Here is a 26,772-nt window from a genome sequence, read left to right as displayed (position 1 = left end):
CGTGACGGATAACCAGCGGGAACCGGTCAAGGTCTTCCTCGTGGACGACCACGCGTTGTTCCGCGCGGGAGTGCGCACGGAACTGGATTCGATCACCGACGAGGTGCAGGTGGTCGGCGAGGCCGGGTCGGTCGCCGACGCGGTCGCCGGCATCGCGCGCACCCGTCCGCAGGTCGTGCTGCTCGACGTCCACATGCCCGACGGCGGGGGAGCCGAGGTGCTCCGCCGCGTCCGCCCGGAGCTGCCGGACGTCGTGTTCCTCGCGCTGTCGGTGTCCGACGCCGCCGAGGACGTGATCGCGGTGATCCGGGCCGGCGCGCGCGGGTACGTCACGAAGACGATCTCGTCGAAGGAACTCGTCCGCGCGGTGGTCCGGGTGGCCGACGGCGACGCGGTGTTCTCCCCGCGGCTGGCCGGTTTCGTCCTCGACGCCTTCGCCGACCGTCCCGGCTCCGCGCCGATCAACGACCCCGAGCTGGACCTGCTCACCCCGCGCGAGCGCGACGTCCTGCGCCTGCTCGCCCGCGGTTACGCGTACAAGGAAATCGCGTCCGAGCTGTTCATCTCGGTGAAGACGGTCGAGACGCACGTGTCGAGCGTCCTGCGCAAGACCCAGCTGTCGAACCGCTACGAGCTGTCCCGCTGGGCCTCGGACCGCCGCCTGGTCTAAGCCGGAGTCAGCTCTTCCTCCGGGGCCGCCGCCGGCTTGCGCTGCAACCGGGTCAGCGCGACCCCGAGCAGCACCACGACCATGCCCGCGATCACGCGCAGGTTCAGCTGCTCGTGCAGGAACACCGCGCCCAGCAGCACCGAAACCACCGGCAGCAGATAGCCCACCACGGACGCGGCTACCGCGCCTTCGCTCGCCAGCAGCTGGTAGTTGAGCGCGAACGCGATCCCGGTCGAACCGAGGCCGAGGATCACCACCGCGATCAGCGCGACCGGGCTCAGGTGTACCGGCGTGAATCCGCCGAACGGCATCGCCAGCACCAGGAAACCGGTGGCCAGCAGCATTTGCCCGGCCGCGATCGCGTACGGCGAGGAGCTGGTGTTCGACAGGTACCGGCCCTCGTAGACGAACGCGAACCCGTAGCTCGCCGCCGCGGCGAGGCAGGCCAGCGCGCCCCAGCTGAGCAGCCCGGACGCCTGCCACGGCGCGAAGATCAGCAGGATCCCGCCGAGCCCGACCACCAGACCGGCGATCCGCGTCGCGTTCATCCGGTTCGACACCCCGAGGAACGGGGCCACCACGAGCACCCAGAGCGGGGTGGTCGAGTTCAGCACCCCGGTGATGCCGGAGTCCACAGTGGTCTCACCGACCGCGAAAAGCAGGAACGGCAAGGCATTGTGGAAGAACGCCGCGACGAGCAGATGTCCCCAGGTGCGCTTTTCCGCGGGCAGGCTCCGGCGGCCGATCAGGCACAGCGCCAGCAGTACTACGGCGCCGAGCACGAGCCGCGCGAGCACCAGCTGCACCGGTGAAAGCGCCTCCAGCCCGAGCTTGATCCAGAAAAAACTCGAACCCCACATCAACGCGAGCGCCGCGATCCTCAGCAGCGTCTTCGTCTCGCCCACCCCAGGTTCCTCCTTCGCCTCACTGCCAGCTTCGCGGTGGTGAGGTGTAAGGACAAGCGCAAATAACTGCATGGACAATTAAGCAAAGCTGTAGGATCAACCCATGCTCGATGTGCGGCGCATGCAGGTGCTGCGCGCGGTGATCACGAGCGGTTCGATCACTGCCGCGGCAAGGAATCTCGGGTACACGCCGTCGGCGATCAGCCAGCAGCTGGCGGTCCTCGAACGCGAAGCGGGCACGCCGTTGCTGGAACGCGTCGGCCGCGGCGTCCAGCCGACCCCGGCGGGGACGTTGCTGTCCGAGCACGCCGAGACGCTCAGCGCCGAGCTGGCCAGAGCCGAGGCCGCGCTCACTGAGCTGAAGGAAGGCCGCACCGGCAAGCTCGCCATCCGCTACTTCGCCACCGCGGGCGCGACGATGGTGCCGTACGCGGTGGCCGCGCTGCGCCGCGAACACCCTGGCGTGTGGCTCGATCTCAAGCTCATCGATCCGGGCGACCCGCTCACCGAGGTCGAGGAAGGCCGCGCCGACCTGGCGATCATCGTGTACCCGCGGCCGTCGGAGCCGGGCCGGGGCATCGAGCTGGTGCCGCTGCTGGACGATCCGTACCGCGCGGTGCTGCCGCGGGCGCACCGGCTGGCCCGCAAGCGCGTCCTCGACCTGACGGACCTCGCCGACGAACCCTGGGTCGGCGTCGACCCGATCCCCGGTGCCTGCCGCGCGATCCTGGAAGGGGCCTGCGCGTCGGCCGGATTCCACCCGAACGTCGTGGTCGAGTCCGAGGACTATCCGTCGGCGCAAGGGTTCATCGCCGCTGGTCTCGGCGTCGGGCTGGTCCCGGAGCTGGGCCTTGGCACGCCGCATCCGGGCGTGGTGGTCCGCCGGGTCCGCAATCCGCAGCCGAGCAGGCACATCCACGCCGCGGTGGCCGCGCGCGTCGCGGGCAGTCCGGCCGTGCAGACGTTCCTGGAAGCCATGCAAGAGGCGACCGAGAACGTCGCCTGAGCGGGCTCAGACGAACAGCAGCTGCGAAACGCCGATCCCGATCAGGATCGCGCACAGAATCGCCGCGACGGTGAGGATGATCCGCCGTCGCGCGGCCGCCTTCTCGCGAACTGCCTGAGCGGACGCGGCCTGCTGCGCCGGCGTCGGCACGTACCGCGCGGTCGGCTGCTGCATCGGCTGCGCTGGCGCGGGGGACTGCGGCACCTGCTGGACCGGAAGCTGCATGAGCGGAGCCGGTTGCTGCGCGGGCATCGGTTGCTGAGGCGGCAGAATCTGCTGCGTGGCGTCCGGCTGGATCTGCCGGGTTGCCTCCGGCAGATTGGGCTGCTGCGTCGGAATCGGCCGAGACGCGGGAACGGTCGGCATCGCGGGCGCGGTCGGCGGGATGAACGCCGTTTGCTCGCGTCCCACGGTGATCGCCTTCAGCGCGTGCACGGTGTCGTCCATGGTCGGCCGGGCCGCCGGGTCAGCGCGCAGCATCTTCTGCAGTGCCCCAACGAGCGGACCCGCGTTCTCCGCCGGCCGCTCGGGGGATTGACCGTCATCGCCGAACGGCGGCACACCCTCGACCGCCGTGTACAGCGTCGCGCCAAGGGAGAACACGTCCGCCGCCGCCGACGGAGGAGCACCGCGGGTGACTTCCGGCGCCCGGTAGGCGGCGTGCGGACCGCCACCGGTGATGCCGATGTCGGTGAGCTTGACGCTGCCGTCGTCCGCGAGCAGCACCGTGTTCGGTTCGAGCGTGCGGTGGACGATGCCCGCCGAGTGGATCGACGCCATCGCGTCACCGAGCTGAATGCCCAGGAAGGCGGCCTGTTCCGGGGTGAGCCTGCCGTGCTCGGCGAGGAACACCGACATCCCGCGCGACGGGATGTACTCCATCACCAGCCATACGTCCTGGCCGTCGGGCAGCACGTCGTACACCGTGATCGCGCACGGATGCTCGATCCGGGCCGCCGCCTTGCCCTCTTCCATCGCCATCGCGCGGGCCTGTTCGGCGCGCTCCGGCGGCAGGCCGACGGGCAGGTACATGCGCTTGACGGCGACGGTCCGGAACAGCCGCGTGTCGAACGCGAGCCACACGATGCCCGCGCGGCCGCGCCCGATCGGCTGGTCGAGCCGGTACCGCTCGCCGACGATGCTGCCTTCTGAACTCAATGCTGTCCCTGAATCATCCGCCGCTGGCCGAGCTGGCCGTCGTCGCTGCCGACGAGGTCGGTTCCTTCGAAGTCGACGGCCGGTTCGACGTGGTCTCCCGTGTCCTTGACGGCTCCTGCGTCGGAGTGTCCTCTGCGGTAGTGGACTTCCGCGAGTGCCGCGTCGACTGGGTCTCGCGCGTCGCGCTTTCCCGGGTAGACGTAGGCGGGGACGTAGTGGTTGCTTCCGAGGACGGCTGTGTGACGGACGTCGGAGCCACCGCGGAGGACGAGGCAGGCGGGGCGGGCTGCGAAGCGTCGGGCGGATTGCCCGGCGTCAGCAGCCACACGCCGAGCGCGACCAGGCCGATCACCACGACACCGCCGATGAGCGCCGGTTTCTTCCAAGCGCCGGGCTTCTCGGGCTCGTCGTCCTCGGGCGCGGTCTGCACCACCCGCGTCCGAGGAGCCGGCTCCTCGTCGTACGGGTCGTCGTCGTAGGCGTCCGGCACCGGGACCGCGCGCGTGGCGGCGAGGCCGTTGCGGCTTGGATCGCCGTAGAGCGGCGGTTCCTGGTATCCGTCCTGGTGATAGTCGTCGTAGTCGTCCTCCGGGTAACCGGAGCCCGGCGGGTACGGGTCCTCGCCGTAGTACTGCTGCGCGCTCGGGTCGTACTGCTGGGTGACGCCCGGGTCGTCGAGCAGCGTGCCGGAGTGGCTGGCCTGCTCTTCGTCCGGATGCAGCAGACCGGCCGCTCCGCCCGCCGCACCGAGCGCGGCCGCGCCGAGGGTGCCCGAGGACGAGGCCATCATCGTCTCGTCGGCCGGGCCGCCGAGCGGGGTCTCGCCGCGCGCGACCGCGGACAGCAGCTCCTCGCATTCGTCGGCGGTGGGCCGGTGCTGGGTCTCCGGGTGCAGCAGCACGGCGAGCACGCTCGCCAGCGGACCGGACTGCCGCGGCGGGTTGATCTGCCCCGCGGCGACCGCGTGCAGCAGGCTCAGCGTGTTTTCGGACAGGCCGAACGGCGGCTGTCCCTCGCAGGCGGCGTACAGCGTCGAGCCGAGCGAGAAGACGTCCGACTCCGGGCCCGGGTCGCCGCCGATCGCGACCTCGGGGGCCAGGTAAGCGGGGGTGCCGGCGATCATCCCGGTCTTGGTGACCGTGACGTCGTCCTTGGCCCGCGAGATGCCGAAGTCGGTGATCTTCACGGTGCCGTTGCCGGCGAGCAGGATGTTGCCCGGCTTGATGTCGCGGTGCACGATGCCGACCGCGTGCGCCTCGCGCAGCGCGGCGGCGATCTGCGCGCCGATCCGCGCGACCTCCAGCGGCGGCAGCGTGCCCTTCTCCTGCAGCACCTGCGCCAAGCTGGTGGAAGCCAGGTATTCCATGATCAGGCAGGGCTGGCCGTTGTCGTCGGTGACGACGTCGAACACGGTGATCGCGTTCGGATGGTGCAGCCGGGCGGCGATCCGGCCCTCGCGCATGGTGCGCTGCCGGGCGTCCTCCGCCTCGTGGTTCTCCAGCCCGGGCTGGAGAAGAAGCTGCTTGATGGCGACCGTACGGCCCAGTACCTCGTCGTGGGCGCGCCAGACGGCCCCCATCGCGCCGGAACCGATCTTCCCGACGATGCGGTATCGGCCGGCGACCAGACGACCCTCGTCGCTCACGCGACCTCCCTTTGGGGCTCTGACTTGACGGGGCGGGACTTGTCTACCCCAAAGGGGTGAGTTCGAACCCGCCGCAGCACCAGAGCGTAGGCACCTGCTGTGGACCGTGTGCCGGTTTTGCCGAGACCGACCCGTGACAAGGCTAGGCGCTCACTCTGCGCACACGCACGCGGCACACTCGGGGCGTCCAGGTCCACTCGCGTTTGCGCAGGTCAGGAATAGACTGCGGACAGAACGCGGGCCCGGGAGATCACATCCTGCTCGACGACCTCGAACAATTGGGTCACGCGCAAGAGGGTGCCGTCGGCCTGGCGGACCAGCGCCACGGCGAAGACCGAACCGTCGTCCTGGACGTGCAGTTCCTGGACGTCGATCGAGTCGGCCCCGCTCCACGCGCGGACCAGGTCGCCCGTTTCGCCGCGCGCGACGTTCGGGGTGAGCAGCGAGAGCGCGTTCTCCGGATGGTGGTCGATCGAGGCGTAGAACTTGCGCACCGCTTCGAGCTTCACCGGATCCGGCGCGGCCGCCGACGACGTGGCGGACTTCTGCGACTGTGCCGAGGGCGAGGTGCTCGACGAGGCCGAAGACGAGGTGCCGGAGGTGGTTTCCGGCGTCGTGGTGCCCGAATCCGTCGGCGTCGCGGGCGCGGAGCCGGTGTGCTTGGTCTGTGTCGTGCTTTCGCTGTGTCCCGACGTCGTGCCGCCGGAAGAGTGGCTCTTGCGCTGCTGAGGCACGTCCTGGCCGCCAAGCGCCGCCGCGCCGCTGAACCCGGCCGGCATCGCCGTTCCCTCGGCGACCGGCACGGTGGGCCGCGGGCCGCCGCTGAGCAGCGAGGCGGTGACGACGGCTCCGGCGACCAGCGCGCCTGCCCCGACGAGCCCGGCCAGCTTCGCGCGGCGGGCGAGCTTGCTTTCGGGTTCGTCGGCGGGTTCCTCGGTCCGGACGACCGGGCGGCGGGTGCGCGGCGGCAGGTACTTCTGCGGTTCGCGGAACACCTGCTCGAGATACTCGCGGTCGGCTTCGGCCACGTCCTCGAGCAGCTCCGGCGGGATCACGTCCTCGACGCGCACGGCGTCGGGTTCTCGCCGGGTTCGCTGCCGTTCAAGCACGAAAGTCCTCGCTATGGGGGTTCGGGGCAGGACACAGCGCGGTGGCGGTGTCCCCGGGGCGGTCCGGGCAGCCGATTCGTGGTCGGAGCCAGACCTCGTAGTCGCCAGGTAACCCTGTGCCGACAGACGGCCGCCAGACTTCGTCGCCGGAATGCCGCCGTCGTACGACGAACGGCAGCTTATGTCACCCAACCGGACGAGGGAATAACCGCTCACCGCTCCGCACGTGCATCGGCATTTGCAGACAGTGTGCTGGTCAGCGGCCGTCGTCGGTGATCTTCCCGTTGTCGTCGAAGGTGAGCGTGCGCTGCTCGGTGCTCTTGCTGCCGTCCTGGTGCGTGACCTCGACGGTGTTCACCGTGGTGCCGTGCTCCGGGTCGATGGTGACCTTCTTGACCTCGAAGTACGCGACGTCGGAGTAGCGCTTGCGCAGCCCTTGCGAGCCCTCCTGCTTGAGGTCGCCGGACGTGACCGACGAGGCCTTCGACGGATCGGTGGTGACGTTGTTGAAGAACGTCTCCGAGTTGTTGCCCATCTTGTTCGGGTCGTTGGCGGTGTAGTACGGCGGTTCTTTCGTCTCCCGCTGAGCGGGAGTGACCGGCGGCTTCTCCGGCGGTTCGCTGGACGAGGGCGAGTCCGTAGTCGTCGGCGCGGACGAGGTGCTGCCGGTGCCCGGGCTGGACGCGGTGGTCTCCCCGGCGGAGCTGCTGCTGGCGGAGCTGCTCGCGCCTGCGCCCTGCTGCGGGTGCGTGCCGTTGTCCGAGGTGACGCCGTCCGGGCTGGTGCTGGTGCCGCTGCGCGGGACGTTGCCGCCGACCCCGCCGTGCTGCCCGTTCGGGAGGAGCGCGCTCAGGTTCGGGTTGCCGCCGTTCTGCCTGCCGGGCCAGCCGCCGCCGACCGCGTCGGTCGTCGTGGTGGTGGGCCCGCCGACCAGGAACGTCCCGGCGAACAGCAGTCCGACGACCACCGCGCCGGACGCCCCGGTGGCGAACCACGCGGCCTTGCGCCAGGTCTTCGGCGGCGTGACCGACGCGGGCACCGAGCCGAGGTCGAACGTGCCGAGTCCGTCCAGCAGCGGCGCGGCGTACACGCGCACCTCGTCGTCCTGCTGTTCTTCCTTTTCCCGCGGCGAGACGGCCGGTTCGCGCAGGGTGACGCGCTGGCGCCGGGGCGGTTCGTCCGCGACCGGGTTCAGCTCGACGCGTTCGCGGGGGCCGTCCGGGGCGTCCGGCTGGCTGGCCAGCGCGGCGGACGTGGCGGCGACGCGTTCCTGCCGGGTGCGCCGGGTCGGCTGGGGGAGCGCGCTCGACGGCGGGGCGAAGGCGCGGTGTTCCTCGGGAATCCGGTCCTGCGGCGGCGCGAAGGCGGCGCGGGGGTGCCGGGGTTCCGGCTGCCGGGCAAGGGATTCAGCTCGGCGGCTCGGGGATTCTTGCTGGCCAGGGGGATTCCGGCGGCCGGGTTCCGGCTGGCCAGGAGAATCGGCGTGGGGCTGGCGGGGTTCCGGCTGGCGGCCGCGAGGTTCGGCCAGCCGGTCCGGGGCGGAGGCGGCCGGGCGGCGCGGGGGTTCGACGGGGGCTCGGCGGCTCTGCGGATCCGTCCGGCGGCGCTGCGGCTGCGGCAACGGCGGTTCGCCGACCGGCAACGTGCCGCTCGCGGTGGGGAAAACCGGCTGGTTCGGGGCCGGGCGGTTCCCGTCGTCGGGCACCCGGTTCGCGCGCGGGGCGGGCGTGCCGAGCCGCTGCGGATTCTCGCTGCCCCGTTGTGCGGGAGCACCGGGAGCACCGGGAGCACTGTCGGCGGCCGGGGCGCCGCCGGTGCGGTGCCGGTGATGTCCGGCGGTGCGGGGCGGCACCACGGGAGTCCAGGTCCCGTCGGCGCGGACGCGGTGCCGTCCGGGGACGGTGACCTCGGCGTCCGGCACCGCGCCGGGACGGTCAGCGCGCCGCGGACCGCCCATCGTGTTTCCCGTCATGCCGGTCCGACCCCTCCGGGAGAGGGGCGTGACGGCACCGGGGCGTCGGTCAACCCGAACGGAGCAGGGAAGCGGAGAACGGCGCTTGCGTCCACACTTGCGAACTCCCGCGCAAATGCACGCGCACGCGGAGAACGGCGCGCGGAGCCGCAGCTCCCGCGCATCCTCCGGGCCTTGCCCGGCGCAGACGCCAGGGTCCTCACGGACTTCACAGTAGGAAACCGGCAGGCGAATGTCTTCACCCATCCTGCAACTTGCACCGGTTTCACTCGACCGGGCGCGCCCGAACGGGCGGCACGTCACGCAGCGCAGCGTGCCGCCCGGTGTTTGCCCAGTTCGGGGGCTCGTCAGCCGCCGCTGCGGTACTTCGCCTGCGTCGACTGGAGGGCCTTCACCGACGTCGCGCCGCTACCGACCGCGATGACGATGGCGAGAACGTCCAGCACGACGTTGCCGGAAGTGAGCAGCCAGGCGAACAGCGAGGCCGCGGTGGCGCCGCCGGCCAGCGCCCAGCGGCTGCGCACGTACTGCGCCACCGGAGCTCCGCCGGCCCGCTTGCCCGCCGCGTTGTTCAGCAGCGCCAGGTAACCGACGTGTCCGAGGGCGGCCAGCACGCTCGCGATCGCGATGATGGTGGCGATGAGGTCAATCATGTGTCCAGTCTGCCCGGTTTCCGTGCGGCGCGAATCGGGGATGCCCCGGATGCGGCGTCAGCGGCCCAGCCTGCCGCGGCCGAGGTTCAGCAGCAGCATCGCGAGCTGACGGCCCTCCGGACCCAGTTCGCGGTAGCGCGCCAGCACGTCCATCTCGCGGTTGTAGACGATTTTCGTGCCGCCCGCGGCCATCCGGGCCGCCCCGATGGTCTTCGACACCTCGACCCGGCGTTTCACGAGCCGGAGGATTTCGGAGTCGAGCCAGTCGATCTCCTCGCGAAGCGACGAGATGTCGTCGCCCGCCGGGGTGTGCTCGGCGGGCTGTCCGTCGGCGTTCTGCGTCTGCGCGTTCATCGGGACCTCTCTGAAGTCCGGACTCCCCGTGGCCCAGGGACGGCGAAAGCCCCGGGTCCAGTGGACTCCGGGGCTGCGGGTGATGGCGGGTGGGGCACTACGCGATCACGGGAGCCGGAGTCCGGGTCCCGTAAAAAAATCGCTCGCTGCTGTGCCGCACGGGTTCAGTATGGCACAGGCGCGCCCGGTCGCCGCCGGAACGCCCGCACCCGCGCGTGCAGCACGAGGCTGATGAACAGCCAGAACAACGGCATCGCCGGCCAGAAAAACAGCGCGCCGCCGACCGCCCATCGCACGATCAGCAACGTCGCCAGCACCGCGACGATGCCGAGGTGGACGCGCAGCGCCGGATGCTCGCGCAGCGCGGCCCGGGTCAGCGGCCAGCCGCCGCCGCGCGGCCGGGCGGGCTCCGGGCGGGGAAGGTCGGAGGTGAGTTCGCCGAGTTCGTCGGTGAAGCGGACGGCGTAGGCCGCGCGCAGCCGCTCTTCCACCTCTTCGAGGGTGAGCCGTCCTTCGGAACCGGCGGCCTGGATGGTCTCGGCGACGCGCTCGCGGTCGCCGTCGGAAGCCCTCAGCCGGGCGGGAATCTTGTCGTCCATACCGTTCGATGCTCCGCGCCGAAGCGGTGTCGCGCGTCGGACGCGAGGCGACACTCCGGCGTACGTCGCGGAGCGCAGGCCGACCCCGTGGCTGTTCCGGGACTGTCGTACCCCCGGGGTAGCGTTGACAGACGATGGACACCCTCTTCGATCTCCCCGCAGACCCGCCCGCCCGCGCTGCCCGGCCGGGAACCGCAGACCTGCTCGAGGACCTCAACCCCGCCCAGCGCGAGGCGGTGACGCACGCCGGAGGTCCGCTGCTGGTCGTCGCGGGAGCCGGATCGGGCAAGACGCGCGTGCTCACGCGCCGGATCGCGTACCTGCTCGGGCAGCGCGGCGTGCATCCGGGCGAGATCATGGCGATCACGTTCACCAACAAGGCTGCCGCCGAGATGCGCGAGCGCGTCGCGGCGCTCGTCGGCAAACGCGCGAACGCGATGTGGGTGTCCACGTTCCACTCGATGTGCGTGCGGATCCTCCGCCGCGAGGCGAAAACCCTCGACATGTCGTCGAGTTTCTCCATCTACGACTCGGACGACTCGAAGCGGCTCATCACGCTCGTGGCGCGCGACCTCGACATCGACCCGAAGAAGTACGCCGCGCGCATGCTCGCGGTGCACATCTCGAACCTCAAGAACGAGCTGGTCGACCCGGACGAGGCGGCCTCGAAGGCGGCCAACGACCTCGAGCGCCGGGTCGCCGAGGTCTACGCCGAGTACCAGCGCAGGCTGTCCAGCGCGAACGCGTTCGACTTCGACGACCTGATCATGCGGACAGTGTCGTTGCTGCAAGCGTTCCCGGACGTCGCGGAGTACTACCGGCGGCGCTTCCGGCACGTGCTGGTCGACGAGTACCAGGACACCAACCACGCGCAGTACACCTTGGTGCGCGTGCTCGCCGGCACCGAAGCGACGGACACCGGGATCGAGCCTGCCGAACTGTGCGTGGTCGGCGACGCGGACCAGTCCATCTACGCCTTCCGCGGCGCGACCATCCGCAACATCGAGGAATTCGAACGCGACTTCCCGAACGCGCACACGATTCTGCTGGAGCAGAACTACCGCTCCACGCAAACGATCCTGTCCGCGGCCAACGCGGTGATCGCGCGCAACCCCAACCGGCGCGCCAAGCGACTGTGGACCGATTCGGGCGACGGCGAGAAGATCGTCGGCTACGTGTCGGACAACGACCACGACGAGGCCGCGTTCGTCGCAGGGGAGATCGACTCGCTGGCGGAAAAGGGCGAGGCGGACTACTCGGACGTCGCGGTGTTCTACCGCACCAACAACCAGTCACGGGTGTTCGAGGAAATCTTCATCCGGCTGGGCCTGCCGTACAAGGTCGTCGGCGGCGTGCGGTTCTACGAGCGGCGCGAAGTGCGGGACATGATCGCGTACCTGCGCGTGCTCGCGAACCCGGACGACACGGTCAGCCTGCGGCGGATTCTCAACGTCCCCAAGCGCGGCATCGGCGACCGGGCCGAGGCGGTCGTGGCGACCCACGCGGAGCGGGAGCGAATCTCGTTCTGGGCCGCGCTGCGCGACGCGGTCGAGGACAAGGTGGCGCTGCTTAACCCGCGCTCGGCCAAGGCGATCACCGGATTCGTGACGCTGCTGGACGAACTGCAGGAGATGGCGTCCTCCGGCACCGAGGTGCACGACCTGCTCGAAGCGGTCCTGGAGCGCACCGGCTACCGCGCGGAACTGGAAGAATCCGACGACCCGCAGGACGCTTCGCGGGTCGAGAACCTCACTGAATTGGTGACGGTGGCCCGCGAATTCGCCGAGTTCACCGCTGAGGTCACCAACGACGAGAACGCGGAACTGGTCCTGGACGACGGCGTCCCTGCCCCTGGCTCTCTTCCCGCCTTCCTGGAACGGGTGTCCTTGGTCGCCGACGCCGACTCGATCCCCGCCTCAGACGGCGGCGAGGAAGGCGACGGCGGCGCGGGCGTGGTCACGCTGATGACCGTGCACACCGCGAAGGGGCTGGAGTACCCGGTCGTCTTCTGCACCGGCTGGGAGGACGGCGTCTTCCCGCACATGCGCGCCCTGGGCGATCCGGCTGAACTGGCCGAAGAACGCCGCCTGGCCTACGTGGCGATTACCCGTGCACGGCAACGGCTTTACGTGTCGCGGGCCCTCACCCGGTCGGCGTGGGGACAGCCGCAGATGAACCCGGCGTCCCGCTTCCTGGACGAACTGCCGCCGGACCTGGTCGACTGGCGTCGCCTGGAACCGTCCTCACCCGGCTTCGGCAACTTCGGCTCTTCCTCGGGCTCGTCGTCCGGCCCGCGCGCGGCGACCACGTGGGGCCGCCGGTCTTCGACGTCCTCGAGTTCGAGTTCGCCTTTCGGGAAGGCCTGGAAGGACACGGTGGCGCTGAAGCTGGACGTCGGAGACCGGGTCAGCCACGACAAGTACGGCCTGGGCACAGTGATTTCCTGCGACGGCATCGGCCCCCGTGCGACGGCGACGATCGACTTCGGAGCTTCCGGAAAGGTCCGGCTGATGCTGATCGGCAGCGTGCCGATGGTGAAACTCTGACGGCTGCCGGGTTTTCGGCTTGGCTCGTCCGTGCCGTGCCGTGCCGTGCCGTGCCGTGCCGTGCCGTGCCGTGCCGTGCCGTGCCGTGCCGTGCCGTGCCGTGCCGTGCCGTGCCGTGCCGTGCCGGGCAGCCGACGCCACGGGAACCAGGTCGGCCAGGAAACCAGTGCTGGTTGGCCCGGTTCGCCAGGTACCGGCGAACTGGGCCGGGTTTTGCCGCGCAGAACCGGTTAAGCCGACGTCTCCCATACCGGATTCGCCGGGCTAACCGGTCGGAACTAGCGGTGCCGAGCTGATCAAACCGTTGCCCCGGTCGAACTCTCGCTGATCCCACCCCCAGGTTTGCCCACCACCGGCCTCCTCCCCAAGCCCCAAGCCCCACGCCCTCCCGAACCTCCGGGCTCTCGTAGCGCTCGAAGTCCGGACACATTCCCCCGGACCGAGTGAACTCCCCGAGAACCAGCCGATCTTGTCGGTCCCCTGCGGCATACTGAACTTTATCGAACACAAGTTCGATGAAATGCGGTAAGCTGTGGAGGGGAGCAAGGCATGGACGCGGTGCTGTTTGGGGTGTTTGCCGCTGGGGTACAGGAATACCTGAGGAGAGTCGCGGGGACGGTTGCGGTGGGGACGGCAACCCGGTCAGCACGGGACGTGCCAGGGGATGTGGCACGACTGGCCGCGGCATGGTGGGCGTTGCTGAGGCAGCACGCGCTGGGCCCAGACGGCAGGTGCGTCGTCTGCGGAGGAGCGTCGCGCGCCGACGAGGGGGTCGCTCGATGGCTGCCGTGGCGAAGACGTGCAGACCTGTGCACGGTGTGGCAGGTAGCAGTCGCCTACTTCATCCGACGCCTACCCGGCAGTGACCCGTGAGAATCATTGGCCGATCCGCCGGGCAACGTAAGCCCGGGATCTTGGCCGCAGGCAACGACTTCCGTCTGGCGCGGCGTACTGCCAGCGCAACACAACACGATTGGTTGCCGAGGAGGTGACACTCAGGCATCGCGTGCTTCGTATGTGAGACGCGGAACTCCGCCGCAGCTCAGCCGAGGCAAAAACATCGGCCTAGGAGGCGAGGTATGCGAATCAACTGAGGTAGCGACCTCGTACGACAGTCGCCACCGCGCCGGTTGCCCGGCGGGGGAGAAGCGTGGGTCGGCTCAGAAGTCCACGCCGCGGGCAGCGAGCCACGGGCGGGGGTCGATCTTCTTGGTGCCGTCCTGCCACACCTCGAAGTGCAGGTGCGGGCCGGTGCTCTCGCCCCGGTTGCCGATCTCGGCGATCTGCTGGCCGCACTTCACCTTCTGGCCCTCGCGGACGGAGAAGCTGTTCATGTGGCCGTAGACCTGGATGGTGCCGTCCTCGAGCTGGACGCGTACCCAGAGACCGAACCCGCTGGCGGGGCCTGCCTGGATGACGGTGCCGTCGGAGGCGGCGTAGATCGGGGTGCCGATCGAGTTGGCGATGTCGATGCCGAGGTGGCTCGTGCCCCAGCGGGCACCGAAGCCGGAGGTGAACGTGCCGTGGGCCGGCATGCAGGTCTTCGGACGGGCGGCCTCTTCGGCGGCCTTGCGCGCGGCTTCGCTTTCCGCCTGCACGCGGGCCTTGGTGACCTTGGCGCTGTCGGCCATCTTCGCGGCTTCGGCGGAGGCGTCGACGGCGTGCCCGGTCGGCAGCAGTTCGGGCGCTCCCCCGGAGCCCGCGCTGCCGAGGGTGAACGAGGCGCTCGCGTTCTGTGCGTTGGCGAGCGGGGTGACGGCGGCGTCGGAGTCGCCGCCGCTGGTGGCCTTGAGGGTCTGCCCGGCGGCGGCTGCGGCGAACGCGCCAGCCGCGACGGCGGCGACCACGACCCGCCCGCGAAGGGCGGAGGAGGGCGGGGAGATGCGGTGCTGTCCCCGGACGCGGATGACTGCACCGTCCAGTGCGTCTTTCAGCGCCGGGGAAGGGGCTTGGCCGCCGGGGGAGCGGTGTGAAGCCAAGACAGGGCCTTCCATCGTCGGGGAGCCGGGCGGAAACGGACTCGGGCGGGGGATCCCGTGAACGAACCTCGGGGGTGATTCGCTCAGCGTCCTGCTTCGTGACCTGACTGTAATGGGGACCGGAGGACAGTAACGAAGCGGCGCCGCAATGAGCAAGACGCGACCGGGCTTTCGGCCGAACGAGTGGCCTTCATCGAGCTTCTAGCTGTGGAAACTACCCAAAGTTAATCGGGAACTACTTCCCTGGTTGTGGCTTGAGTCACATACCTTCGGATGGCCCAGTGCCTCCGAAGGCCGTTCCGGAGCCGTCGCGGACGAAATAACCGGTCGCCAAAGTGCGTTGAAGCAGTTTCGCGTGGACTCATGTGATGGCGCTCACTCGCGGCAGCCCGGCAGAGGTGCCACTGGACGGCTCCGCCACGACCTGGCTGGCTGCCTGTTCTCCCGGCGGGGCACCCCTCCGTGGCTTGCCGGAGGTAATCGCCATTCCCTCCATGGCTCGCCCGGTCGCCTGTCCCTCCGGCGATCCGTTCCCCGGACCCCGTTCCCCGGACCTCGGGCCCCGGATCTTGGGCCCGGGCTCCGGTCCCGTTTCCTGTTCTCGGGTCCCGTTGTTCCCCAGGCCTAGGTCCCGCAGGCCGTCGGTCCCCGGTCCCGCAGGTCATCGGTCCGCGGTTTCGCACACCGTCGGTCCCCGGTCTCGCAGACCGAGACCGTCGGTCCCCGGTCCCGCACACCGTCGGGCTCCGGTCCCGCAGGCCGTCCGGCCCCGGGAGCCAATCCCGGTTCCCCTCCGAGGCCCGGCCGGTTCCTGCCCTCCCCGGCAGGCCCCGGCCGTCCCGGCAGGTCATCCCCATGACCCGCCGGAGCCTATCGCGGTCCTCCTCCGCGACGTGGCCGTTCACCTGCCCTCCCCGGCAGGTCTCGGCCGTCTCCACCTCGGCCCCGGCCGATCGTCCCCACGACCTGCCAGCACCCGCCGCGGCTCCCCTCCGCGACGTGGCCGTTCACATGCCCTCCCCGGCAGGTCTCGGCCCTCTTCACCTCGGCCCTGGCCGATCGTCCCCACGACCTGCCAGCACCTGCCGCGGCTCCCCTCCGCGACCTGGTCGGTTGCCTGCCACGAACAGGCATCCGACCTCGTTCCACCGCCCCCGCGATGGGTCCCCGGTTCCTCGTCCCGTGCCGGAGTGACGCCCCGAACGCCACTCCCTTACGCGACTTCCCCGAAGTTCTTCCTCGACGCCCCGGCGTCTCGGCCCTTCGCCTTCGAGACCTCCGACCCACGCCCCTCTTACGCGGATCGGCGGATTTTTTCTTCGTACCCGTCAGACGCGCGGGGACGGCCGCAGGTTCATCCAGCGGAGAATTCACCCGGAAGTGCGCCCCGGCCTGGTCGAGGCGGCCCTGCTGTGCCCCTGCCGGACCCGGTCCTTGCTAGCGTCGCGAGCGATGACTCCGCCGACCCAAGAGCCTCCCGACGGCGACTCCGCCCCGGACACCCCGGGCCGCCCCGCCGGACCCCGGCGTCCCAGCCTCGCCGAGCGCAAAGCCGCCGCCCGTGCCCGAGCCCGTCGCGACGCCGGACGTGCCAAGCCGGACCCGGCGGAAAGCCCGGCCGACTCGCCCCGCCGCCGGGGGAGGGCTTCCTCCGGAAGCTCGGCCGGCCGCGGCGAGCCGACGGCAAACCGGGCCGACCGTCGAGCGGACATTGACTCGGCGACGTCAGCGGAGACCCCTGACGACTCGCTTCGACAAGGCGGACCGACTTCCGCGGCGAATCCGGCTGGCTTGTCCAGCCGCGAGCCGGGGGCGGCGGGCAGCCCGGCCGACGATCGCGGCGGAGCGGCTTCTGCGGCAGGCGCGGCGGGCCCGTCCACCCACGCCGAGCCGACGGAGAACCCGTCCGACGATCGCGCCGCCAAGAACCCGGCTGGCTCGTCCGCTCACGCCGAGCCAGAGACGGAAAGCTCGGCCCCCAGCCGCGGAGCCAAACAACCGACCGGCGACACCGCGCCAACAGGCCTGACCGGTCAAAAACCACTCACCGACCGGTCAACCCCCCACGTCATCCCCAGCCGCCAAAGCGAGCACCTGACCGACGAAACCCCGTCCCCGAGGCTCCGAGCCGCCACCGCCCTCCTGGGCCTCGGTGCCCTGGCCCTGGCCGCCGGCGCCATTGCCCCGGTCTCGCCCGACGCGGGCCCCGGTTACCTCTCCTGGCCACTCCTCGTCATCCTCGCCGTCGTCCCGGCCGGAATCGCCTTCGCGGCCGCGCTCAGCGGGCGGCAGGGGCTGGCCGCCGGGCTCGTCACCGGGCTCGCCGTCCTCGCGCCCGGGCGGCTGGTTCTCGATCTGCAGTTCCTCGTCAACGGTTCCAAAACCATCCGCCCCGAGCTGTACCTCCCGGACCGGCTGCTCGACCGCAGCAGTGTCGGCATCGGGTTCTGGTTGCTGATTGCCGGGCACGTGCTGACGCTCGTCGCGGGAGTCGTGGCCGCGCGCGTCGTGCGGGAGCGCAATGAGATCGCCGGCGGGGACGACAAACGGCGCTGGCGGTTGATCATCCCGCTGCTCGCCGTGGTCGCCGCGGTCGGACTGCTGATGTCGCCCGTTCTCTCGGACGATCCGTTTCTCCTTGCCCGGTCAGCGTTTGAGGGGCCCGGCCTAGCGCTCGCGGGGTACCTGCTGCTCGCCGGTGCGCTGCCCGTCGCGGCAGTGCTGGGGGTTTCCGCCGGATCCGACGGGGTCGCTCGCGGGACGCTCGGCGGGATTGTCGCGGCGGTGCTGGCCGTCGCGGGGCCGGCGTTGGTTGCCGGGCTGGCTGTGTCGGGGCTGACGGCGTCGACGGGTGCGTATCTCGCCGTAGTGCCGATGGTGCTCGTCCTCATTCTCACTCCACTTGCGACACCGCAGCAGACTCAGGCCGAACGCACCGACTTGGCCGGCGAGGCTCGCGTCCCCGGGCTCACGATCTGGCGCACCCTCACCGCTCTGCTCGCGTTGCTGACCGGAATCGCGGCGGCGATCGGCGCGTCCGCTCCGCAACTCGGCAACAGCACGGACAGCCCAGCTCGCTGGCAACTGCTGATCGCGGCAGTTCTTGTCGTGCTGCCAACACCTTTCCTTCTCTCCCGCCGTACCGCGCCGTTCGCGCGCGGGATGCTCGCGGTGTTGTGGGCTGGCGTTGTTCTCGCGGGAACTGCCGTGCTGAGTACCGCGATCACCGCGTCCGAGGCGACTGGGCTCGGCGGGCTCGGTGGTGAGATCAGTTATCACCTTGGCGCGGGTGCCGTTTTCACCGCGATCGCGCTCGGTCTCGCTGGTCTCGCCGGATTGGCCGCGGTGATTACCGGCGTCGTGGAACGCGACGACACCGGTACCGAAGGGCCGCGTTCCCGGGTGGTGCTTCCCGCCGGAATCGCCGCCCTGCTGGCGATCGCGACGTTCAGCACGCCGGTATTCACCGCGAAGGATTACTCGCCGTCCGGCCTTTGGTCCGATTTCGACACTCCGTCGTGGGGATTGCTTGTCGCGCTGCTCGTCGTTCTCGGAACGCTCGGGTTGAGCGTTCGTTCGCGGCCCGGCGCCGCGGCGGCGGGGCTGACCGGCGCAGCGTTGCTCTTCGCCTTGCACGTCGCCGAGATTCCCTGGGTCAGTTACCTCTTCTACGGCGCACGACCGGGCACGGGATTCTGGTTCGGGCTCGCCGCCGTGGCGGCGGCAGTCATCGCCGCGGTCACCGCGGCCGCTGGCGCGAAGAAGTGAGCCCGCGCCGCGTCGTTCTAGTGGAGCTGGCCGAAGAAACCGCGGCGATCCCCTTGGCGCGAATGCTGCGCGACGCCGGTCTCGAAGTCGTCCACGTTGGACACCTCGACACGAAAGAAAAGATCGCGCGCACCACCGAACAGGAGGATCCAGACATTCTGGGCCTCCTCGGCGGGCCGATCCCGGAAGGCCTCGCCGAAGCGCTCCCCGGCACGACCGTCGTCGAGCTGGGCTCGGAAAGCCCCGAAAAGGCCGTCGAAATGCTTGTCGGTGGGCGGTCTCACACTCTCGGCACACCCTCTGACCGCGCACGGTGACGGACTTCACCAGGTGCGGCGTCCCCTGCGTCTGCGCTGGTCGCTAACCTCGACTGGTCCGACAGCGCGGTCCGGAAAACGGACCACCACAGTGGCGTGTCGTCAGGAGACTGGAGTAGTGGACCTCTACGAGTACCAGGCGAGGGATCTCTTCGCCGCCCACGGAGTACCGGTTCTGCCGGGCGCCGTGGCAAGCACCCCGGAAGAAGCCAAGGCCGCCGCGGAGCAGATCGGCACCCAGGTCGTCGTCAAGGCGCAGGTGAAGGTCGGCGGCCGGGGCAAGGCGGGCGGCGTCAAGCTGGCCCAGACGCCCGACGAGGCGAAGGAGAAGGCGGAAGCCATCCTCGGCCTCGACATCAAGGGCCACATCACGCACCGCGTGCTGGTGGCGGAAGCCTCGGACATCGCGTCCGAGTACTACTTCTCCTTCCTGCTCGACCGCGCCAACCGCACCTTCCTCGCGATGGCGTCGTCCGAGGGCGGCATGGAGATCGAGCAGCTCGCGGTCGAGCGCCCGGACGCGCTCGCCAAGATCCCGGTCGACGCGATCAAGGGCGTCGACAAGGCGACGGCGCTCGAGATCCTGAAGGCGGGCAACTTCCCGGCCGAGATCATCGACGAAGCCGCCGACGTCGTGGTGAAGCTGTGGGAGACCTTCGTCTCCGAGGACGCCACGCTGGTCGAGGTCAACCCGCTGGTCCGCGACCCGCAGGACAAGATCATCGCCCTCGACGGCAAGGTCACCCTCGACGAGAACGCCGCCTTCCGTCACCCGGCGCACGAGGACCTCGTCGACAAGCAGGCCGAGAACCCCCTCGAGGCGAAGGCCAAGGCCAAGAACCTCAACTACGTCAAGCTCGAGGGCGAGGTCGGCATCATCGGCAACGGCGCGGGCCTCGTGATGTCCACTTTGGACGTCGTGGCCTACGCGGGCGAGAAGCACGGCGGCGTGAAGCCCGCCAACTTCCTCGACATCGGCGGCGGCGCGTCGGCCGAGGTCATGGCGGCCGGGCTGGACGTCATCCTCAACGACACCGACGTGAAGAGCGTGTTCGTGAACGTCTTCGGCGGCATCACCGCCTGTGACGCGGTCGCGAACGGCATCGTCGAAGCCCTGAAGATCCTTGGCGACGAGGCCACCAAGCCGCTGGTCGTCCGCCTGGACGGCAACAACGTCGTCGAGGGTCGCCAGATCCTGGCCGACGCGAACCACCCGCTGGTCACCGTGGTGGACACAATGGACAACGCGGCCGACAAGGCTGCCGAGCTCGCCGCGGCAGGTGCGTGAGATGTCGATCCTGATCAACGAGAACAGCAAGGTCATCGTCCAGGGGCTGACCGGCTCCGAGGGCATGAAGCACGCGACCAAGATGCTGAAGTCCGGCACCAACATCGTGGGCGGCGTCAACGCCCGCAAGGCGGGCCAGACGGTCACCATCGAGGGCAAGGACCTCACCGTGTTCGGCACGGTCGAGGAGGCCATCAAGGAGACCGGCGCCGACGTGTCGGTCATCTTCGTGCCGCCGAAGTTCGCCAAGGACGCGGTCATCGAGGCGATCGACGCCGAGATCCCGCTTGCGGTCGTCATCACCGAGGGCATCCCGGTGCACGACTCGGCCTACTTCTGGGCGCACGCGGTCGCGACCGGCAACAAGACCCGGATCATCGGGCCGAACTGCCCCGGCGTGATCAGCCCCGGCAAGTCGAACGCGGGCATCATCCCGGCCGACATCACCGACGCCGGCGGCATCGGCCTGGTGTCGAAGTCGGGCACGCTGACCTACCAGATGATGTACGAGCTGCGCGACATCGGCTTCTCCACCGCGGTCGGCATCGGCGGCGACCCGGTCATCGGCACCACCCACATCGACGCCCTCGAGGCGTTCGAGAAGGACGCCGACACCAAGGTCATCGTGATGATCGGCGAGATCGGCGGCGACGCCGAAGAGCGCGCCGCGGCCTACATCAAGGAGAACGTGACCAAGCCGGTCGTCGGCTACGTCGCGGGCTTCACCGCCCCCGAGGGCAAGACGATGGGCCACGCGGGCGCGATCGTCTCCGGTTCGTCCGGCACCGCCGCGGCGAAGAAGGAGGCCCTCGAGGCCGCCGGCGTCAAGGTCGGCAAGACCCCGAGCGAGACCGCGGTTCTCGCCCGGGAGCTGTACAACAGCCTCGGCTGACCAGCAGCGACTCCACTGGCGGAGGCCGGGCACCGACACGGTGCCCGGCCTTCGTCGTTTCCGCCCGCAACCGATCCGGCGTTCGGTGCGTCCAACGACGCGGACGCCCTTGGCGGATGCGCTAGCGTGCAGTCACTCGTGAGCGGGGGACGCCGCCGGTGCGCCCGGGCGCCGCAGGATCTCGAACCGCCGGTTGATGAGACAGGAGAGCTTCCGATGACCTTCCCCAGTGGCGGGCCCGGCTACCCCCAGCAGGGCCAGCCGTCCCAGGGACCGCCCCCGTCGGGCGGGTTCCCGCAGCAGCCCCAGCCCCAGCCCCAGCAGGGCCCGCCTGCCGCGGGTGCCGGAGCGCCGCCGAACCTCCCGTTGCTGCTGTCCCTCGGCGTCGCCGGGCTCGGCCTGGTGCAGTACTTCCTCGGCTTCGCCTCCGAGGCGGGCACGGCAGGGCAGCCCATTCTGTTCCTGCTCGTCGGCGGTCTGCTGTCGGCGCTGAACCTGCTGCCCAAGGGGCCGAAGACGCTGCCGTTCGCCGCGCTGTTCAGCGTGCTCGGCGGGCTGGGCGCGCTCGACGCCGTCATCTCCGGGCGTTCGTCGGCCATCGTGATCGTGGTGCTGATCCTCGGTCTTCTGCAGATGGCGGCGTCGGTCGCGGTGCTGCTGTTCGAGTACAACGTGCTCAAGCCGCCGTCCCCGCAGCCGTCCGCCCCGGCGTACCAGCAGCCCTACAGCCAGCCGGGCCAGTACCAGCCGACGCAGTACCAGCCGACGCAGTACCAGCCGGCTCCCGGCCAGCAGTCGCCGCAGCAGCCTGCTCCGGGGCAGCAGCCGCCCGCCACTCCGCCGCCCGGCGGCCAGGCGACGACGTACGCGCCGCAGCAGGGCCAGTTCTTCCAGCCGCCCGCTGACCAGAACAAGCCGGGCACGCCGCCCGGAGGTTTCGGACAGCAAGGCTGAAATCCCCCGCTTCCCGCACCCGCTGTGACTCTCCGTGTCACAGCGGGTGTTTTTCTTGGCCTGGTGCCACGACCGGGTGGGCGTTGGGTTCGCCACGTCCGCCGGGCGGCGTGCCTCACCCGGACGGCCGAGCGCGGATGTCATGGTCGGGGACATGCAGGTGCTCACCAGTCCCGGACGCCCCGCGGGCGACGAGCCGGTGGGCGACTCCCTTGACCAGGATGTACCCCGGTTCCGGGTGTTGCTCGCCGCGGCGCTCGGCCCGCTCGTCACCGGCTACGCGGTGGTCGCCACGCTGCTCGCGCTCGTCACCCTGACCGCCCAGCACGCGATCTTCTCCGCGGGCGGCGTGCTGCTGTCGGCGGGACCTGGCTGGCTGGCCGCCTACCAGGTCGAACTCGGGATCGGCGGCCATCCGCTCGGGATGCTGCCGCTGTTGCCGACGATCGGTGCGGTGCTGCTGGTCGCACGAGCGGCGGCCAAGGCCGTGCGACGGCTTCGCTGCGCGAGGCTGCGGCACGCGGTCCCCTTGATCGCCACGATTTCCGGTGCGCATCTGCTGTTCGGCCTGCTGATCTCGCTGTTTTCGATCGGCGAACCGGTGGGGGCGAATGTCGCGCTCGCCGCGGTCGTGCCCGCGGTGATCTCGGGGCTCGCGGCCACCGCCGGGGTGCTGCGCCGGTTCGGCCTGCCGCAGGTGCTCGCCGAACGGCTCGACCCGCTGGCACTTCGCGGTCTGCGCGCGGGGCTGCTCGGTCTGTTCGCGCTGCTGGCCGCTGGTGCGTTGACGTTGACGGTTGCCACGGCGCTGTCCGCGCGCACGGTGTCCAGCTTGTTCGAGCCGTCCTTCGGCGGCAGCTTTGGTCTCTTCCTGCTTTCCGTGCTGTACCTGCCGAACGCCGTGGTGGCGGCGATGTCGTTCGTGAGCGGGCCGGGGTTCAGCATCGGCAGCCTCGACGTGCACCTCATCGGCTACCGCGGCGGTTCGGTTCCGGGCGTGCCGCTGCTCGGCGGCATCCCCGAGCACGCCGCGGCGTGGTGGCCGGTGCTGATGGTGCTGCCGCTGGCGGTCGGGGTGCTGGTCGGCTGGTCGGTGCGCGCGGTGGACGACGATCCGGCGGCGCGGCTGCGGGCCGTGGTCGTCGCGGGCGCGGTGGTCGGGTTCGGCTGCGTGCTGCTGGGCACGCTCGCCGGCGGACGGCTTGGCGACGGCCCGTTCGACCCGGTCAGCGTGCCGGTCGGGGTGGCGTCGATCGTGGCGTTCTGCTGGATCGTGATTCCGGCCGGGTTCGTGGCGTTCTTCGCCGGGGCGCACGCTCCGATGCAGCCGGTCGGTTCGCTTGAGGTGGAGGAAGAGGCCGAGGCCGAGGCTGAGTCCGACGAGGCTGACGAGACGGAGGAGTCCGAGTCCGATGAGGACGGTGCGGACGAGGACTCCGAGGCTTCCGAGGAAGACTCGGACCTGGCCGAAGACCCCGAAGACTCCGAGGCCGACGAGGACTTCGACGCCGAGGCCGACGCCGAACTCGGCCTCGACCTGCCCGAGGAGGAGCCGGAAGCCGAGCCCGAAGGCGAGGCCAAGGAGAAGTCCGAAACCCCTGCTGAAGAGCCGGAGTCTGTGACCGAGTCCACCGAGGACTCCGGCGACGCGAAGCCCGCCGAGGACGACCGTTAGGGTTGGGGCGACCTGGTGAAGCGCCGTGCGCCCGAGGCGTACCGCCGTGCAAGGAGCCCGTTCTGGCCAGCCGCTTGGAACTGCCCACCCCGGTGAAGATCGTCGTGCTCGCGTCCGGTTCCGGGACGCTGCTGCAGGCCGTGCTCGACGCGGTCGCGCAGCCGGGGTTCCCGGCGTCCGTCGTCGCGGTCGGCGCGGATCGCACCGGCATCGAGGCGCTCGCGCGGGCGGAACGGGCGGACGTGCCGTCGTTCACCGTGCGGGTCGCCGACCATCCGGACCGGGCCGCGTGGGACCGCGCGCTCGCCGAGGCGGTCGCGGCTTATTCGCCTGACCTGGTGGTGTCCGCGGGCTTCATGAAGATCCTCGGGCCGGAGTTCCTGTCGCGCTTCGCGGGCCGCGTGATCAACACCCATCCCGCGCTGCTGCCGTCGTTCCCCGGAATGCACGCGGTCGCCGACGCGCTGGCCGCGGGCGTGCGCGTCACCGGATCGACGGTGCATTTCGTCGACGCCGGGGTGGACACTGGCCCGGTCATCGCCCAGGAGGCGGTGCCGGTGGAGACCGACGACACCGAAGACGTCCTGCACGAGCGGATCAAAGCCGTGGAACGCAGGCTGCTGGTTGAAACGATCGAGCGACTCGGCCGTGGTGGGTGCACCGTGGACGGACGAAAGGTGAGGTTTTCGTGAGCACAGCACAGGGACGGCGCCCGGTCCGGCGCGCGCTGATCGGCGTCTCGGACAAGGCCGGCCTGCTCGAGCTCGCGACCGGCCTGCACGCGGCCGGCGTGGAGATCGTGTCGACCGGCGGCACGGCGAAGGTCATCGCGAACGCCGGGGTCCCGGTCACGCCGGTCGAGCAGGTCACCGGGTTCCCGGAGTCGTTCGACGGCCGGGTCAAGACGCTGCACCCGCGCGTGCACGCCGGACTGCTCGCCGACCAGGGCAACGACGACCACGTCGCGCAGCTCAAGCAGCTCGACATCGCGGCGTTCGACCTGCTCGTGGTGAACCTGTACCCGTTCCAGGCGACTGTCGCGTCCGGCGCGAGCCCCGAGGACTGCGTCGAGAACATCGACATCGGCGGTCCCGCGATGGTGCGCGCGGCCGCGAAGAACCACGGCAGTGTCGCTGTCGTCGTGGACCCGGCGCGGTACGCGTGGGTGCTTGAGCAGGTCTCCGCGGGCGGTTTCGAACTCTCGGACCGCAAGCGGCTCGCTGCGCAGGCGTACGCGCACACGGCTGCGTACGACACGGCTGTCGCGTCGTGGTTCGCCAACGCGTACGCGCCTTCGGACGACAGCGGCTTCCCGGACTTCCTCGGTGCGACGTGGGACCGTGCGGACGTACTGCGCTACGGCGAGAACCCGCACCAGAAGGCAGCGCTGTACCGCAGCGCGCAGCCGGGCCTCGCGCACGCGGAGCAGCTTCACGGCAAGGCGATGTCGTACAACAACTATGTCGACACTGACGCCGCGCGTCGGGCCGCCTTCGACTTCTCGGAGCCGGCTGTCGCGATCATCAAGCACGCCAACCCGTGTGGGATCGCTGTCGGCGCGGACATCGCCGAAGCGCACCGTAAGGCGCACGCCTGCGACCCGGTGTCCGCGTACGGCGGCGTGATCGCCACGAACCGGCCGGTGAGCGTCGCGGCGGCGGAACAGATCGCCGAGGTCTTCACCGAGGTCGTGCTCGCCCCCGACTTCGAGCCGGAGGCGCTGGAGATCTTGCAGCGCAAGAAGAACGTGCGGCTGCTGAAGCTGCCCGCGATCGAGAACGCGGCTCCGGTGGAGTTCCGGCCGATCTCCGGCGGGGTGCTCGTGCAGACCGCCGACGCGATCGACGCCCCCGGCGACAACCCGGCGAACTGGGAGCTGGCCACCGGTTCGCCCGCCGACGAGCAGACCCTGGCGGACCTGGAATTCGCGTGGCGGGCGCTGCGCGCGGTGAAGTCCAACGCGATCCTGCTGGCGCACGAGCAGGCGACCGTCGGCGTCGGCATGGGACAGGTCAACCGCGTCGACTCGTCGCGGCTGGCGGTCTCGCGGGCGGGCGACCGGGCGAAGGGCTCGGTCGGCGCGTCGGACGCGTTCTTCCCGTTCCCGGACGGGCTCGAGGTGCTGATCGAGGCTGGCGTGCGAGCGGTGGTGCAGCCCGGCGGGTCCATCCGCGACGCCGAGGTGATCGCCGCTGCCGAGGCGGCCGGGATCACGCTGTACCTCACCGGAACGCGGCACTTCGCGCACTGATTTTCTGGTGGCCGGCCGGGACTTTCGGGTCCCGGCCGGGTTTTCATTCCTCGCGCAAGATCGCGTAGACGACCTCGTCGCGGTAGCCGCCGTCCCGCCAGGTGACCTGGCACATCAGGCCTTCGCGGTGGAAGCCGGTCTTCTCCAGCGCCTCCTGCCCGGCGAGGTCCTCGCTGTCGACGAAGGCTTCGAGCCGGTGCGCGCGGGTGTGCCGGAAGAGCTGGTCGACGAGCAGCTGATACGTCTTCGCGGCGGCACCATGGCCGTGGTAGTCCGGCAGCAACGTGACGCTGATCCGGAAGCATCCACCGGCTGGCCCGCCTCGATCGGCCGCCTCCCAGGTCGCCAACCCCGCGACCGCCGAGTCGACAGTCACCGCGACCGCGCTTGAAGCCGGGCTGAGAAACCCGTCCTCGGCGAACCGCCGCCGAGCTTGCGGGCCGGTGAAACTGGTCCACTGAAAGGTCCCGGCGACGTCCGGATCCGTGGCGAACCGGTCGAGCACCGTCAGGTCTGCTTCGGCGACGCCACGGAGGGCGATGTGTCCTGTCTTCATCAGGGTTCCCAGTGTAAAGAGCGGTTTCCTCTTGGTGTCCGGTGCTCTTCCGGGTTCTTTCCCGGCTCGCGCTTGACAGCGGGGGCGGGCGGGGTGAAACATGGATGATGTCGAACAGGTGTTCGATGCTGTTCGGTGTAGTGGTGTGACTGTTGGGTGCGATTGTTTGGGTGACCGTGCGGATTCCGCACGGGTGATGCGGAGCCGTCTTCCCCGCGGTGTGCCGGCATCCGTCCCGGGCTTGGTCTGGCGACCTTGCTCCGGGGCGGATCGCCGGCTGATCTCGGCGGAGGGAGTAATCGGTGACGACCGGAGTGGCTTCGGGGGTTGCTTCGGGGATCGCGGAAGAGACCGGAGCTGTACCGGCCACGGGGGTGGCTTGTGCAGCCGGGGGGACTTCCGCGGCGGCTGACGCTGGGGTCCATGGAGCGAGCGACGCTTCGGCTCTGCCGGTGACCTCGAGCAGTGAGGCCGG

Annotated in this window: 21 protein-coding genes; 11 read left to right on the top strand and 10 right to left on the bottom strand. The window is 70.3% G+C overall.

The features are described 5' to 3' along the window. Window position 1 precedes the first annotated feature (1 nt). The gene (locus ACFSVL_RS04905) at window positions 2–670 is read left to right on the top strand and encodes a response regulator (protein ID WP_378300881.1); all 669 of its coding nucleotides are present in this window, start codon (window positions 2–4) and stop codon (window positions 668–670) included. Here the strand turns inward: ACFSVL_RS04905 and ACFSVL_RS04900 are convergent. Continuing rightward, on the bottom strand, window positions 667–1,575 hold the full coding sequence (locus ACFSVL_RS04900; protein ID WP_378300879.1) for a DMT family transporter: 909 nt from the start codon (window positions 1,573–1,575) through the stop codon (window positions 667–669). The two genes, ACFSVL_RS04905 and ACFSVL_RS04900, sit on opposite strands and share 4 nt — an antisense overlap. Window positions 1,576–1,678: 103 nt before the next feature. On the opposite strand from ACFSVL_RS04900, the gene ACFSVL_RS04895 reads away from it, so the two are divergent. Next, the gene (locus ACFSVL_RS04895; protein ID WP_116206532.1) at window positions 1,679–2,581 is read left to right on the top strand and encodes a LysR family transcriptional regulator; all 903 of its coding nucleotides are present in this window, start codon (window positions 1,679–1,681) and stop codon (window positions 2,579–2,581) included. Between the two features lie 6 nt (window positions 2,582–2,587). Here ACFSVL_RS04895 and ACFSVL_RS04890 read toward each other — a convergent pair whose 3' ends face one another. The 7 genes from ACFSVL_RS04890 to ACFSVL_RS04860 all read right to left on the bottom strand — a co-directional run bounded on the left by ACFSVL_RS04890 (window position 2,588) and on the right by ACFSVL_RS04860 (window position 10,071). Then, window positions 2,588–3,739 carry a serine/threonine-protein kinase gene (locus ACFSVL_RS04890; protein ID WP_378300874.1) on the bottom strand — a complete coding sequence of 384 codons (1,152 nt, stop codon included), beginning with the start codon at window positions 3,737–3,739 and terminating at the stop codon, window positions 2,588–2,590. 13 nt (window positions 3,740–3,752) lie between these two features. Beyond that, entirely contained in the window at window positions 3,753–5,384 is a 1,632-nt protein-coding gene (locus ACFSVL_RS04885; RefSeq protein ID WP_378300872.1) for a serine/threonine-protein kinase, read from the bottom strand. A 212-nt stretch (window positions 5,385–5,596) separates the two neighbouring features. Next, the gene (locus tag ACFSVL_RS04880) at window positions 5,597–6,493 is read right to left on the bottom strand and encodes a hypothetical protein (protein WP_378300870.1); all 897 of its coding nucleotides are present in this window, start codon (window positions 6,491–6,493) and stop codon (window positions 5,597–5,599) included. A 256-nt stretch (window positions 6,494–6,749) separates the two neighbouring features. Next, window positions 6,750–8,465, bottom strand: a complete 1,716-nt coding sequence (locus ACFSVL_RS04875) for a hypothetical protein (protein WP_378300868.1) — start codon at window positions 8,463–8,465, stop codon at window positions 6,750–6,752. A gap of 347 nt (window positions 8,466–8,812) precedes the next feature. After that, window positions 8,813–9,118, bottom strand: a complete 306-nt coding sequence (locus ACFSVL_RS04870) for a hypothetical protein (protein ID WP_378300866.1) — start codon at window positions 9,116–9,118, stop codon at window positions 8,813–8,815. Between the two features lie 57 nt (window positions 9,119–9,175). Then, window positions 9,176–9,472, bottom strand: a complete 297-nt coding sequence (locus ACFSVL_RS04865) for a chorismate mutase (protein ID WP_116206527.1) — start codon at window positions 9,470–9,472, stop codon at window positions 9,176–9,178. A gap of 164 nt (window positions 9,473–9,636) precedes the next feature. Next, window positions 9,637–10,071 carry a DUF1707 SHOCT-like domain-containing protein gene (locus ACFSVL_RS04860; protein ID WP_378300864.1) on the bottom strand — a complete coding sequence of 145 codons (435 nt, stop codon included), beginning with the start codon at window positions 10,069–10,071 and terminating at the stop codon, window positions 9,637–9,639. Window positions 10,072–10,205: 134 nt separating this feature from the next. Between ACFSVL_RS04860 and pcrA the strand changes: the two genes are divergently transcribed. Continuing rightward, window positions 10,206–12,617: a DNA helicase PcrA gene (gene pcrA / locus ACFSVL_RS04855; RefSeq protein WP_378300862.1), complete on the top strand. Its 2,412-nt coding sequence runs from the start codon at window positions 10,206–10,208 to the stop codon at window positions 12,615–12,617. A gap of 1,160 nt (window positions 12,618–13,777) precedes the next feature. Here pcrA and ACFSVL_RS04850 read toward each other — a convergent pair. Further along, complete coding sequence (locus ACFSVL_RS04850; protein WP_378301970.1) at window positions 13,778–14,464, bottom strand: M23 family metallopeptidase; 687 nt, start codon at window positions 14,462–14,464, stop codon at window positions 13,778–13,780. Window positions 14,465–16,387: 1,923 nt separating this feature from the next. Here ACFSVL_RS04850 and ACFSVL_RS04845 point away from each other — a divergent pair. The 8 genes from ACFSVL_RS04845 (at window position 16,388) to purH (ending at window position 25,741) form a co-directional block, all read left to right on the top strand. Then, on the top strand, window positions 16,388–18,364 hold the full coding sequence (locus ACFSVL_RS04845) for a hypothetical protein (protein ID WP_378300860.1): 1,977 nt from the start codon (window positions 16,388–16,390) through the stop codon (window positions 18,362–18,364). A gap of 20 nt (window positions 18,365–18,384) precedes the next feature. Beyond that, window positions 18,385–18,681 carry a hypothetical protein gene (locus ACFSVL_RS04840; RefSeq protein ID WP_378300858.1) on the top strand — a complete coding sequence of 99 codons (297 nt, stop codon included), beginning with the start codon at window positions 18,385–18,387 and terminating at the stop codon, window positions 18,679–18,681. Between the two features lie 118 nt (window positions 18,682–18,799). Further along, complete coding sequence (sucC, locus tag ACFSVL_RS04835) at window positions 18,800–19,969, top strand: ADP-forming succinate--CoA ligase subunit beta (RefSeq protein ID WP_378300856.1); 1,170 nt, start codon at window positions 18,800–18,802, stop codon at window positions 19,967–19,969. A 1-nt stretch (window position 19,970) separates the two neighbouring features. Next, a complete protein-coding gene (gene sucD / locus ACFSVL_RS04830) occupies window positions 19,971–20,861 on the top strand; it encodes a succinate--CoA ligase subunit alpha (RefSeq protein WP_378300854.1) in 891 nt (296 codons plus the stop codon). Between the two features lie 216 nt (window positions 20,862–21,077). Beyond that, window positions 21,078–21,815, top strand: coding sequence for a DUF5336 domain-containing protein (locus ACFSVL_RS04825; protein ID WP_378300852.1), 738 nt, complete (start codon window positions 21,078–21,080; stop codon window positions 21,813–21,815). 154 nt (window positions 21,816–21,969) lie between these two features. Further along, window positions 21,970–23,490, top strand: a complete 1,521-nt coding sequence (locus ACFSVL_RS04820; RefSeq protein ID WP_378300850.1) for a cell division protein PerM — start codon at window positions 21,970–21,972, stop codon at window positions 23,488–23,490. A 74-nt stretch (window positions 23,491–23,564) separates the two neighbouring features. Continuing rightward, window positions 23,565–24,182 (top strand): phosphoribosylglycinamide formyltransferase, encoded by a 618-nt coding sequence (gene purN, locus ACFSVL_RS04815; RefSeq protein WP_378300848.1) that lies wholly within the window; start codon window positions 23,565–23,567, stop codon window positions 24,180–24,182. Then, on the top strand, window positions 24,179–25,741 hold the full coding sequence (gene purH / locus ACFSVL_RS04810) for a bifunctional phosphoribosylaminoimidazolecarboxamide formyltransferase/IMP cyclohydrolase (protein ID WP_354742411.1): 1,563 nt from the start codon (window positions 24,179–24,181) through the stop codon (window positions 25,739–25,741). Before purN ends, purH begins: the two co-directional genes overlap by 4 nt. A 43-nt stretch (window positions 25,742–25,784) precedes the next feature. On the opposite strand, the gene ACFSVL_RS04805 is transcribed toward purH, so the two are convergent. Beyond that, complete coding sequence (locus ACFSVL_RS04805; protein ID WP_378300843.1) at window positions 25,785–26,297, bottom strand: GNAT family N-acetyltransferase; 513 nt, start codon at window positions 26,295–26,297, stop codon at window positions 25,785–25,787. Window positions 26,298–26,772 lie beyond the last annotated feature (475 nt).

This window comes from Amycolatopsis silviterrae, assembly GCF_042684085.1.
GTDB lineage: Bacteria > Actinomycetota > Actinomycetes > Mycobacteriales > Pseudonocardiaceae > Amycolatopsis > Amycolatopsis silviterrae.
The sequence above is the reverse complement of the archived record's forward strand: the minus strand, read 5'-3'. Positions and strand labels throughout refer to the sequence as shown.